The 12,663-nt window shown below is 71.1% G+C and carries 6 protein-coding genes; 4 read left to right on the forward strand and 2 right to left on the reverse strand.

Features of this window, described 5'->3' with window-relative positions:
• The first annotated feature begins 25 nt into the window (after nt 1-25).
• Entirely contained in the window at nt 26-6,901 is a 6,876-nt protein-coding gene (locus AB0G50_RS03255; protein WP_360101689.1) for an RHS repeat-associated core domain-containing protein, read from the forward strand.
• A gap of 14 nt (nt 6,902-6,915) precedes the next feature.
• Nucleotides 6,916-7,443: a hypothetical protein gene (locus tag AB0G50_RS03260; protein WP_360101691.1), complete on the forward strand. Its 528-nt coding sequence runs from the start codon at nt 6,916-6,918 to the stop codon at nt 7,441-7,443.
• A 67-nt stretch (nt 7,444-7,510) separates the two neighbouring features.
• Here AB0G50_RS03260 and AB0G50_RS03265 read toward each other — a convergent pair whose 3' ends face one another.
• Together AB0G50_RS03265 and AB0G50_RS03270 are read right to left on the reverse strand one after the other, a co-directional pair.
• Nucleotides 7,511-9,058 (reverse strand): UDP-N-acetylglucosamine 1-carboxyvinyltransferase, encoded by a 1,548-nt coding sequence (locus AB0G50_RS03265; RefSeq protein WP_360101693.1) that lies wholly within the window; start codon nt 9,056-9,058, stop codon nt 7,511-7,513.
• 106 nt (nt 9,059-9,164) lie between these two features.
• Entirely contained in the window at nt 9,165-10,487 is a 1,323-nt protein-coding gene (locus tag AB0G50_RS03270) for an amidohydrolase family protein (RefSeq protein ID WP_360101695.1), read from the reverse strand.
• 125 nt (nt 10,488-10,612) lie between these two features.
• Here AB0G50_RS03270 and AB0G50_RS03275 point away from each other — a divergent pair, with 125 nt between their 5' ends.
• Nucleotides 10,613-11,578, forward strand: coding sequence for an aldo/keto reductase (locus tag AB0G50_RS03275; RefSeq protein ID WP_360101697.1), 966 nt, complete (start codon nt 10,613-10,615; stop codon nt 11,576-11,578).
• A 23-nt stretch (nt 11,579-11,601) separates the two neighbouring features.
• Entirely contained in the window at nt 11,602-12,540 is a 939-nt protein-coding gene (locus AB0G50_RS03280) for an alpha/beta hydrolase (protein ID WP_360101699.1), read from the forward strand.
• Nucleotides 12,541-12,663 lie beyond the last annotated feature (123 nt).

Here is a 12,663-nt window from a genome sequence, read left to right on the forward strand (position 1 = left end):
GCGAACAACAGGGGGCACTACAACGATGACTGCTGCACGCGGTCGGATGACCAGGGCGGTGGCGCTCGCCGCCGCGGTGGTGTTCGGGTTGTCGACGGCGCAGGCGAGCGCCGCGCCCGGCAACCAGTACCGGTGGAAGCTGCCGGAGTTGCAGAAGGAGAAGTCGGTCCCGGTCTCGGCCGTGGACACCCGGGCGCTGCCCGACGACACCTCGGCGGCGAAGGTGGTCGCCCAGCCGGCGAGGAAGGCGACGTTCCCGGCGCCGGCGACGGGCGCGGTGGACTTCGCCGCCGCGTCCGCGATCACGGCGCGTGCCGCGGGCGCGGGCGTCCGGGTCGCGGGCACCCCGGTGTCGGTGGGCCTGGCCGCGGTCGACGCGGTCGGCGCCAGGGCGAGGAAGGCGGACGCGGGCAAGGTCCGCGTCCAGGTCCACCCGCGCAAGGCGGAGTTGGGCCCGGTGGTGTTCAGCCTCACCGACGGCGGTGGGGCGGCGGACGCGCCGGTGGACGTGACCTTGGACTACCGGTCGTTCGCGCCGTCGTTCGGCGGTGACTACGCCTCGCGGCTCAAGCTCGTGCAGCTGCCCGCGTGCGCGCTGTCCACTCCGGACAAACCCGAGTGCCGAACGCAGACGCCGGTGGAGAACCCGCGCAACGACCCGAAGTCCGGCACGGTCTCCGGTCGCACGACGATGGCCTCCTCCGGCCCGGTCGTGCTGGCCGCGGCCGCCGCGACCTCCAGCGGCGCGGGCACCTACTCGGCGACCTCGTTGGCGCCGGCGGGTTCCTGGAGCGCGGGCAGTTCGTCCGGCGACTTCACCTACAGCGTCCCGATGCGCGTGCCGCCGGCGTTGAGCGGCAGCACGCCGTCGGTGGCGCTGGGCTACTCGGCGCAAAGTCTGGACGGCCGCACGTCGGCCACCAACAACCAGGCCTCGTGGGCCGGTGACGGCTGGGACATCTCGCCCGGCGGGTTCATCGAGCGCACCTACAAGCCCTGCTCGCTCGACCTGGGCGGCAACAACGGCCAGACCAAGTACGGCGACCAGTGCTGGGGCACCGACAACGCCACCATCAGCCTCGTCGGCGTGTCCGGCAAGCTGGTCAACATCCCCGGCACCGAGCAGTGGCGCGCCCAGAACGACGACGGCGCCAAGGTGGAACACCTGTACGGCGCCACGAACGGCGACAACAACGGCGAGTACTGGAAGGTCACCACGACCGACGGCACCCAGTACTTCCTCGGCCAGAACCGCCTGCCCGGCTGGGTTGCCGGCAAGCCCGAAACCCAGTCGGCGTGGACCGTCCCGGTGTACGGCAACAACTCCGGCGAACCGTGCAACGCCGCCGCGTACGCCGACTCGTGGTGCCAGCAGGCCTACCGCTGGAACCTCGACTACGTGGTCGACCCGCACGGCAACGTGACGACCTACTACTACGACCGGGAGTTCAACTACTACGGCCGGCAGGGCGACGCGGCGAAGGGCACCCAGTACGTCCGCGCCGGCACGCTGAACCGCGTCGAGTACGGCCTGCGCTCCACCGCCGTGTACGACCGGCCCGCCGCGAAGGTCGAGTTCGAGACCGCCGAGCGCTGCCTGCCCTCGGGCGCGATCACCTGCGCGCCGGCCCAGCTCACCGCGGCCAACGCCGCGTCGTGGCCGGACGTCCCGTTCGACCAGATCTGCGACTCGGGCCAGCAGTGCGCGAACCGGCTGACCCCGTCGTTCTTCACCCGCAAGCGCCTGACCCGGGTGGTGACCCGCTACGCCAAGGACGCGACCACGTTCCAGGACGTCGACTCGTGGACGCTGACCCACGAGTTCCTGGCCACCGGTGACGGGCTCGCGCCCGCGATGAACCTCAAGCAGGTCGTCCACACCGGACTCGTCGGCGGCAGCACCGCGTTGCCGCCCACCACGTTCTCGCACAAGGCGCTGGACAACCGGGTGGACGACAGCACCGACGACCAGCCCGCGATCACCCGCTACCGGATCGACCGGATCACCGGCGAGGCGGGCGGTGTCACGCAGGTCGAGTACAGCGGACCGGACTGCGTCCGGGGCACCCGGATGCCGACCGCGCCGGAGTCGAACACCCTGCGCTGCTACCCGACGTGGTGGACCCCGGACGGCGGTCAGGCCCCGATCCTGGACTACTTCCACAAGTACGTCGTGACGGCGGTGACCGAGGACGACCGCACCGGCGGGTCCAGCCTGGTCAAGACCAGGTACGAGTACGACGGCGACCCGGCGTGGCACTACGACGAGGCCGACTTCGCCGAACCGGCCAGGCGCACCTGGTCGCAGTGGCGCGGCTACGGCGTCGTGCGGACGATCAGGGGCGACCCGGCGGGCACCCAGTCGGTCGGCGAGTCCCTCTACCTGCGCGGCATGGACGGCGACAAGCTGCCGTCGGGCACGCGCTCGGTCAGCGTGGCCGACAGCGAGGGCGCGTCGGTCGTCGACAGCGACCGGTTGCGCGGCTTCGTCCGCGAGACCCGGCAGTACACCGCGGGCGCCCTGGTCTCGGCCTCGGTCAACGACCCGTGGTTGCCGACCACGCCGACGGCCACCGACTCCGGCGGCCTCAAGGCGTTCGTCAACGGCACGGCGTCGGTGCGCGGTCGCACGAAGATCGCCGACGGCACGTGGCGGCGCACCAGGGTGGACAAGACCTTCAACACCGAGGGCGTCGTCACCCGGGTCGAGGACCTCGGCGACACGGCCGTGACCGGTGACGAGAGCTGCACCCGGTACACCTACGCGCGCAACGAGACGGCGTGGATCATCACGTTGGCGAGCGCCGTGGAGACCGTGACGGGCACCTGCGCGGTCACCGCGTCGGCGGCCACGGTCCAGTCCAGCGCCCGGTCGTACTTCGACAACCAGGCCCTGGGCGTCGCGCCGACGCGCGGCCTGATCACCAAGGCCGAGGTGCTCGACAAGTGGGACGCCTCGGGCCAGACGTGGGTGACCGCGTCGAGGGCGAGCTACGACTCCTACGGCCGTCCGCTGGACGTGTGGGACTCGAGCGACAACAAGACGACCACGGCCTACACCCCGGCGACGGGCCCCGTCACCGAGGTCACCAGCACCAACCCGCTCGGCCACGTCGCGAAGGAGCAGCTGAACCCGGCGTGGGGCCTGTCGGTCGGGTCGACCGACGCCAACAACCGGCACGTCGACCTCGCCCTGGACCCGCTCGGCCGGCTCGTGTCGGCCTGGCTGCCCGGTCACGACAAGAACGCGCAGGGCGTGAAGGCCGACGCGGTCTTCGAGTACCAGTTCAACAACGACAAGCCGTCCGTCGTGGTGTCCAAGCAGTTGCAGGACGACAACCAGTACCGCGTCGGGTACACGCTCTACGACGGGTTGCTGCGCGAGCGGCAGAACCAGGTGCCGGCGACCGGGCCCGACGGCGGTCGGCTGGTGTCCGACACCTACTACGACACGCGCGGTCTGGCGTGGAAGCAGAACTCGGCGTACTGGAACAGCGCCGCGGCGAGCGGGACCCTGGTCGGCGCGTTCGACAACGAGGTGCCCAACCAGACGATCACCGAGTACGACGGCATGGGCCGGCCGACCGCGGCGATCTTCCGCAGGCTCGGCGTCGAGCAGTGGCGCACCACCACCCTCTACGCGGGCGACCGGGTCAGCACCACCCCGCCGCCGGGTTCGCCCGCGGTCGTGGTGATCAACGACGCGCACGGCCGCACCAAGGAGAAGCGCCAGTACACGGCGGGTCTGGGCAGCACCTACGACACCACCTCCTACGCCTACACCCCGGCCGGTCAGCTGAAGACGGTGACCGACCCGGCGGGCAACGCCTGGTCCTACACCTACGACCTGCGCGGTCGCGTGGTGGCCACGGACGACCCGGACGCCGGTCACTCGACCAGCACCTACGACGTCGCGGGCCGCGTGGTGTCCACGACGGACGCCCAGAACCGCACGGTGTCCAACGTCTACGACAAGCTGGGTCGCGTCACGGCGCGGTACAGCGGCCCGACCACCGGCACCAAGATCGCCGAGTGGGAGTACGACACGCTGCCCGGCGGCCTCGGGGTGCTCCAGACGTCGCGGCGGTTCGCGGGCGGCGGCACGTACACCAGGAAGACCACCGAGCTCGACGCGGCGGGCCGGCCCAAGGGGCAGAAGGTGATCGTCCCGGCGGCGCAGGAGGGCGTGCTCGGCACGACCTACGAGCTGTCGCAGACCTACACCTACACCGGCAAGCCGGACACGGTGACGTACAAGGCGGTCACCTCCGGCGGGACGACCATCGTGCCCGCCGAGACCGTCGGCGTGCGGTACAACGCGTCCGGGCAGCTCAACGACACCATCGGCACCGACGTGTACGTGGACAGCACGAGCTACTCGAGCTACGGCGAGGTGCTCCAGGAGGTGCAGGGCGGCTCGGGCGCGTCGGTGAAGAACGTCTGGACCACCAACACCTACGAGGTCGGCACCCGGCGCCTCGCGACCACGTCGGTCGTCCGGGAGACGGCGACCGCGGAGAAGGTGGCCGACCGGGCGTACGGCTACGACGCGTCCGGCAACGTCCTCAGGGTCGCCGACACCCCGGCGGGCGCGGCGTCGGACGTGCAGTGCTACGCCTACGACCACCTGCGCAGGCTGTCGGAGGCGTGGACGCCGTCGTCCACCAACTGCGGCGACCCGAAGTCGACGTCGGCGCTGGGCGGCGCGGCGCCGTACTGGCAGTCGTGGACGTTCGACAAGACGGGCAACCGGCTGACCGAGACGACCCACGCCGCGGCCGGTGACACGGTCCGCACCACCGCCTACCCGGCGGCGGGCGCGGTCCGGCCGCACACCGCGACGTCGGTGACCACGACCAGCCCCACGGGCACCGCGCTGGACACGTTCGGCTACGACACCTCGGGTCGCACGACCTCGCGCACCGCGGGCGGCAACGCCCAAACCCTGGAGTACGACGTCGAGGGCCGGCTGTCGCGGGTGGTCACGGGCACGCAGGAGTCGAAGTACCTCTACGACGCGGAAGGCGCCCGGCTGATCAGCCGCGAGCCGTCGGCGACGACGCTGTACGTGTTCGGCCAGGAGATCCGCCTGGAGAAGAACACCACCACGCCGACGTGGACCAGGCAGTACACCCACAACGGCCACGTGGTGGCGGTGCGCAACAGCGTCAGCGGGCTGAAGTGGATGGCGGGCGACCACCAGGGCACCAACCAGGTCGCGATCAACCCGGCCACCATGGACGTCACCCAGCGCCGGCAGACCCCGTACGGCGGCGCGCGCGGCGGCGTACCGGCCTCCTGGCCCGACCGGCTGGGCTTCGTCGGCGGCCGGAACGACGAGTCGGGTCTGGTGACCGTCGGGGCGCGGCAGTACGACACGGCGTCGGGGCGGTTCCTGTCCGCGGACCCGGTGATCGACAACAACGACCCGCAGCAGCTCAACGGGTACGCGTACGCGAACAACAACCCGGTCACCTACTCGGACCCGACCGGCCTGTTCATCAACTGCGGTCCGGACGGCGTGGCGTGCGGCCTGCACGCGGCGTCCAGCCCGTACCCGTCGGCGGGCTCGAACTACACGCCGACGTACTACCAGGAGCGCGACACCTACATCGCGATCAACCGCCAGGTCCAGTACCAGCAGACGGTCTACAAGGAGGAAATGGCGAAGGCCATGGCGGAGCAGGGCATCTCCGCCGAGGACTACGCCAAGGCGCTGGAGGAGTCCCACAAGACCAAGTGGGACGTGATCAAGGAGGTCGCCTGGGAGGTCCTGAAGGACATCTCCGGGTGGAACGACATCGTCGACTGCTTCACCAAGGGCGACATCATGGCCTGCGGCGGCCTCGTCCTGGGACTGGTGCCGTGGGGCAAGGTCGGCAAGATCCTCCAGGCGGGCGTGAAGGCGTTCAAGGCGGTCGAACGCCTGGCCTCCATCGTGGACAAGGCGCAGGGCATCGTCCGCAAGGTCGGCGACCTCGCCAAGAAGGCGGCCGCGGCGGTCACCGAGCGACTGGGCAAGGTCGGCGGCAAGGCGGAGAGCATCGGCGGGTCCTGCCCGATCCCGGCGTCGCACAGCTTCGTCGGCGCGACCACCGTCGTGATGGCGGACGGCTCGGAGAAGCCCATCTCCGAGGTGCGGTTGGGCGACCGGGTCAAGGCCACCGACCCGGAGACGGGGCAGACCACCGACCGCGACGTCGTGGCGACCTTCGTGCACTCCGACGAGGGCGACCTGGTCAAGCTGACCGTGGCCGCCGCGGACGGGTCCACCGGTTCGGTCGACGGCACCTCGTGGCACCCGGTCTGGGTCGACTCCGAGCACCGGTTCGTGGACCTGGGCGAGCTGACGGCGGGCTCGCGGCTCACCTCGGTCGACGGCACGCACCCGGCGGTCGCCGACGTCGAGCACCACACCCGGTACGAGCCGGTGTACGACCTCACCGTCGAGGGCGTCCACACCTATTACGTGGTCGCCGGCGGCACGCCGGTGCTGGTCCACAACTGCGGCACCCGCATCTTCGCCGTCGACTCCGCCGGCGAGGCGACCTCGCTGCCGGTGCACGAGATCGACTCCGGCGTGTACTCGGGTGTCGCGGACAACTTCACCAACGCGGTGTCGAACGGGGCGAGCCCGATCGTCACCCGGATGACGGGCCGGTCGGCGATCCGGGCGAACCGGGCGGCGGCGCAGGCCGGTCAGCCCCGGCCGGGCACCCTGGCCGACGGCATGTCGTGGGAGGAGTTCCCGTTCGCGTCCACTCGGGAGGGTGGGGCGGGCGCGACGTTGCGGCTCATCCCGAGGGCGGAGAACGTGTCGCACGGCCGCGATTCGCTGTGGCCCTTCCTGCGGGACAACGGCATCGGGAACGGTGACCAGTACTATGTCAGGACCAGTTGACGTGGGGGGCGGTTGTGCTGATCGACGAGCTCGATTCGCTGGTGGCGCGATTGGACGCCCTGTCCCGACCCGTGGTGGGGTGGCTCGTGCCGGGGCTGGAGCCGGCCGCGGTGGAGGCGGTGCTCGGCGCCGACCTGCCCGCGGAGGTGGTGGCCTGGTTCGGCTGGCGTGACGGGGTCGAGGTCCGGGAGGGCCAGGTCCAGGACGACGTCAACGTGATTCCGGGGTACGCGCCGCTGTCGTTGGCGGAGGCGGTGGCCGTGCGCGAGCACTACCGGGGCGACCCGGTGCTGGGCGAGCACTGGGTGCCGGTGCTCGGCGGCGGCGGTGGCGACCTCTACGCCGCGGTCTGGCGGCCGGGTGAGCAGGCCCGGGTCGCCGGGGTGCTGGTCGGCGAGAGCACGGAGGTCGAGTTCGCCGGTGTCGAGCAGATGATCGGCTTCTTCAACGCCTGCTACGCGAACGGCACGTTCCACGTCGACGCGAACGGTCATCTCGCGATGGACCCGGACCGGTACGACGAGACGTACGCGCGGCTGTAGTCCGGTCCTCACGAGGCGGTGGTTCCCCGGGGTCGAGCCCGGGGGGACCACCGCCTCCCGCGTCCGGTCAGATGTCGCGGAACGTGGTGATCTCGGCGCCCAGCTCGTTCAGGCGCTCGGCCAGCTGCTCGTAGCCCCGGTTGATCACGTACACGTTGCGCAGCACGGAGGTGCCCTTCGCGGCCAGCATGGCCAGCAGGACGACCACCGCCGGGCGCAGGGCGGGCGGGCAGATGACCTCCGCGCCGGACCAGTGGGTCGGGCCCTCCACGTACACCCGGTGGGGGTCGAGGAGGGTGACCTTCGCGCCCAGTTTCGTCAGCTCCGTCAGGTACAGCGCGCGGTTCTCGTACACCCAGTCGTGGATCAGGGTGGAGCCGTGCGCGGTCGCGGCGATGAGGGCGAAGAAGGGCAGGTTGTCGATGTTCAGGCCCGGGAACGGCATCGGGTGGATCTTGTCGATGGGCGCGCGCAGGGTCGACGGGCGGACCGTCACGTCGACCAGGCGGGTGCGGCCGTTGGCGGCCGGGTACTCCTCGGTGCGGTCGTAGTCGAGGCCCATCTCCTCGAGCAGGGCCAGTTCGATCTCCATGAACTCGATCGGGACCCGGTTGACCGTGATCTCGGACGAGGTCACGATCGCCGCCGCGATGAGGCTCATGGCCTCGATCGGGTCCTCGGACGGGGAGTAGTCGATGTCGCGGTCGATGGCGCCCACCCCGTGGACGGTCAGCGTCGTGGTGCCCACACCCTCGATGCGCACGCCCAGTTCGGCCAGGAAGAAGCACAGGTCCTGGACCATGTAGTTCGGGCTCGCGTTCCGGATGACCGTGACGCCGTCCCGGCCGGCCGCGGCCATCAGGGCGTTCTCGGTGACCGTGTCACCCCGTTCGGTGAGCACGATCGGGCGAGCCGGCCGCACGGTGCGGTCGACCTCGGCCTGGTAGCGGCCGGCGGCGGCCTTGACCTCCAGGCCGAACGGGCGCAGGGCCACCAGGTGGGGTTCCACGGTGCGGGTGCCCAGCGCGCAGCCGCCCGCGTAGGGCAGTTCGAACGTGTCGCGGTGGTGCAGGAGCGGACCGAGCAACATGATGATGCTCCGCGTCCGCCTGGCCGCCTCGGCGTCCATGCCGGCCAGGTCCAGGTTCCGGGGCGGCACGATCTCCAGGTCGTTGCCGTCGCCGAGCCACCGCGTCCGCACGCCGATGCTGCCCAGCACCTCGAGGATGCGGTTGACCTCCTCGATCCGGGCGACCTTGCGCAGGGTCGTGCGGCCTGCGTTGAGCAGGGACGCGCACAGCAGTGCCACACCGGCGTTCTTGCTGGTCTTGACGTTGATCGAGCCGGAGAGCGTGCGTCCGCCGGTCACCCGCAGGTGCATCGGGGCGGCGGGCCCGAGCGTCACGATGCCGGAGTCCAGCGCCTCGCTGATCCGGGCGAGCATGTCGACGCTGACGTTCTGGTTGCCCCGCTCGATCCGGTTGATGGCACTCTGACTGGTCGACACGGCGGTCGCCAACTGCGCCTGCGTCCACCCCCGGTGCCGCCGCGAGTCGCGGATGAGGTTGCCGATCTGGGCGAGGTACGGCTTGGAGACGTCGAGATCCTGGGTCACGGGGCGGGAGCGTATCTCATATCTGAGATATCGATCATCACAACCCTGGCCGAGAGACAGCGCGGCCCCGTCGACGGGCAGGTCGACGGGGCCGGTGAGCTGCGGTTTACCGCTCGAACACGACCTTGCCGCCCACGACGGTCAGCTCCACGCCCACCTTCGGCAGGTCGGCCGGGTTGATCGTCAGCGGGTTGGTCTCGAGCACGCAGAGGTCGGCCACCTTGCCGATCTCCAGGGTGCCCTTCCAGGACTCCGCGCCGTCCTGGAGGGCGGCGTTGACCGTGTAGCCGCGCAGCAGGCGGCGCATCAGGTCGGGACCGGGGGTCGCGGCGGTCCACTCGGCGGCCGCGGCGATCCACTGGCGCCAGTCGGGGCCGAGCACCGGCGCGTCGGAGCTCAGGCACACCGGGACGCCGTGGTCGAAGGCGGACTGGAGGGGCCAGGCGGAGTGCAGGGCGTCCTCGCCCATCGCGGCCACCAGCCACGAGCCGGTGGACGTGGCGATGCCCGGCTGGGTGTTCAGCCCGATTCCGAGACCGGGGAGTGTCGCCAGGGTCGCGGCCGAGATCAGGTCGCCGTGGATCAGGTAGTGCCTGCCCGCGCGGCCGTGCGCGGCGATCGCGTCGGCCATCGCGGACACCACCACGTCGATCGTGCGGTCGCCCGTCGCGTGCACGCCGATCTGGGCGCCGGCCCGGTGCGCGGTGTCGATCATGCGGCGGAGGTTGGCCTCGCGCTCGGCGTCGTGCTCGCCGTCCACGAGCAGGTGGCCGGACGTGCCGTCGGTGTAGCAGCTGTGCGTCCAGGCCGACTTCATCGGCGGGATGCCGTCGGCGAAGATCTTCACGCCGGTCACGGCCAGCCAGCGGGGGTCGGCGGCCGGGGGAGGGGTGGCCAGGCCGCGCTCGAAGTCGGCCAGCGAACTCGGGCCGTCGAGTACTCCGAACAGGCGAAGCGCGGTCACCCGGGCGCGCAGCTCGCCGGAGGCGGCCAGCGCGGCGTACTCCTCCAGCACGGCGGCCGAGAAGCAGCCGGTGGCGCCCTCGTCCTCGCCCGGGCCCAGGCCCGGCTCGGTGTAGCTGGTGATGCCCAGTTCGGCCACCACGTCGCCCGCGCGCAGGATCGCGGCCCGGCGGGACGCCGCGTCGGAGACCAGGGGGCCGGTCTGCTCCGCCGGCGGGCCGCCGAGCAGCGTGTTCGGCCACATCGCGCCCAGCCACGCGCCGTGCAGGTGCGAGTCGTTGATGCCGGGCAGCACGGTGCGGCCGCGCAGGTCCACCACGCGGGTGTCCGGACCCACGAGCGGGGCGACGTCGCCGAGCGCCACCACCTCGCCGTCGAGCACGGCCAGGCCGTCGGCCTCGCTGTCCTGCGCGTCGAAGGTGAGCACCGTGCCACCGGTGAGCACGAGGTCGGCGTGTCGGGTCACGGTGTCCTCCGTCAACAGATGTAGATGAAGCGGCCTCAGTATAGGCACCACATCAGCCGGTATCCCGGTTTTTAGTCTATGTATGTAGACTAAACCAAACTTCCCGCGGTAGTGAGGAGTAACTCATGGGCGAGGCGCCAAGCGTCCCGGTCCGACAGCTGGGTCCAGGCGGTCCGCAGGTGCCGCTGTTCGCGCTGGGTTCGTGGAACACCTGGGACCGGATGGAGTTCGACGACGCCGTCGCGCTGCTGCGCAAGGCCGTCGACGCCGGCGTGACCATGTTCGACGTCGCGCACTACAACATGGGCCCGCACGCCGAGCAGGCGCGGACCGACATCATCTTCGGCGAGGCGGTGCGCGCGGCCGGCATCGCCCGCGAGGACTACCACCTGTGCGGCAAGCTGTGGCTGTGGGAGTACCCCACCACCAGCTTCGAGCAGCAGATGGTGACCTCGCTCGAGCGCATCGGCGTGGAGAAGGCCGACACCGTCGTGGTCGGCGACTACATGTCCCCGCCGGACATCCCGTCCATCGTCACCGACGTGGCCGAGCAGATCCGCGCCGGCCGCTTCGACGCGTGGGGCGTGAACAACTGGGTCGCCGCCGACCTGGAGACCGCCCTGGTGTTCGCGGAGAAGGAGGGCTTGACGCCCCCGGTCTTCGCGCAGCTGAAGTACAGCATCGCCCGGCGCACGATGGCCGAGGGCGAGTTCTACGGCGAGTACTTCGCCTCGGGCAAGCTCGCGCTCCAGGCGTCGGACATCTTCGAGGGCGGCATCCTGGCCGGCCGCAAGTTCCCCGAGCGCAAGATCGGCGCCGACCCCGGCGGCATCCGCGACGCGATCCGCGAGGCGGCCGACAAGGTCGCCGAGGTGGCCGCCCGCCACGACGCCTCCGCGGCCCAGGTGGCGATCGCGTTCACGCTGACCAACCCCGCCGTCGCCAACGTGCTGTTCGGCGTGAGCCGCGCGGCGCAGTTCGACGACAACCTGGGTGCGCTCCGCCTGGTCGCCGAGCACGGCGCCGAGCTGCGGGCGGAGCTCGATCCACTGTGGACGGACCGGGCGGTCAACGCCGACGGATCCTGGTAATCGCGTCCGGAGAAGGAGTTCCCATGGCACTTGACCCCGCTGTCGCCGCGATGCTCGCGGCGATGCCCGCACCGGCGGAGGCGCCCGAGGGCGCGCCCCCGCCGACCCCGGCCGAGATGCGGGCCGGGTTCGCGGCGATGCTGTCGCTGCCCGACGACCTGCCCGAGGTCCGCTCCGTCACCGACCTGTCCGTGCCCGGTCCGGCGGGCGACCTGCGGATCCGGCTGTACCTGCCCGAGGCCGACGGTCCCGTGCCGGTGTTCATCTGGATGCACGGCGGCGGCTGGACGATCGGCAGCATCGAGGAGAACGAGGTCGCCAACCGGCGGGTCGCCCGAGAGGCGAACGTCGCGGTGGTGTCCGTCGAGTACCGCCTGGCGCCGGAGAACCCGTTCCCGGCCGCGCCCGACGACTGCTACGCGGTCCTGGAGTGGGTGGCCGCGCACGGTGCCGAGCACGGCATCGACGGCTCGCGGGTGGGCATCGGCGGCGAGAGCGCCGGCGGCAACCTGGCCACCGTCGTGTCGCTGATGAGCCGGGACCGCGGCGGTCCCAAGGTGTCCGCGCAGGTGCTGGTCGTGCCGGTCACCGCGCACTCGGACGACGAGGGCCTGGTGTCCTATGTGGACAACGCCGAGGGTTACGGGATGACCGCGGACTCCATGCGGTTCTTCTTCGCCCAGTACCCGGCCAAGCCCGCGGACCTGGAGAACCCCTACCTGCTGCCGTCGCGCGCGGAGGACCTGTCGGGCCTGCCGCCCGCGTTCGTCATGACCGCGGAGTACGACGTGCTGCGGACCGAGGGCGAGCAGTACGCCGAGCGGCTCAAGGAAGCCGGCGTGCCGACCGTCTACAAGGAGTACAAGGGCCAGATCCACGGCTTCTACGGCCTGTACACGGATCTGCCGATCTCCCCGGTGTCGCACGCCGACGTGGCCGAGTTCCTGCGCGCCACGCTCTGACCGCCCGAGCCTCGAGGAGAAGGGGGGGGCCCCACCCCCGCCGGGCGCCCCCGCAACAGGGGCGGGGGGAACGCCCCCCGCACCCTGAGAATAAAGTTATAAATGGAGGCCCAGGGAGGTGAT

It is taken from the genome of Actinosynnema sp. NPDC020468, assembly GCF_040642015.1.
Taxonomy (GTDB): domain Bacteria; phylum Actinomycetota; class Actinomycetes; order Mycobacteriales; family Pseudonocardiaceae; genus Actinosynnema.

Coding starts and splice junctions, on each gene's coding strand:
- AB0G50_RS03275 (WP_360101697.1), top strand. CDS start 10,613: ATGGGCGAGGCGCCAAGCGTCCCGGTCCGACAGCTGGGTCCAGGCGGT.
- AB0G50_RS03255 (WP_360101689.1), top strand. CDS start 26: ATGACTGCTGCACGCGGTCGGATGACCAGGGCGGTGGCGCTCGCCGCC.
- AB0G50_RS03280 (WP_360101699.1), top strand. CDS start 11,602: ATGGCACTTGACCCCGCTGTCGCCGCGATGCTCGCGGCGATGCCCGCA.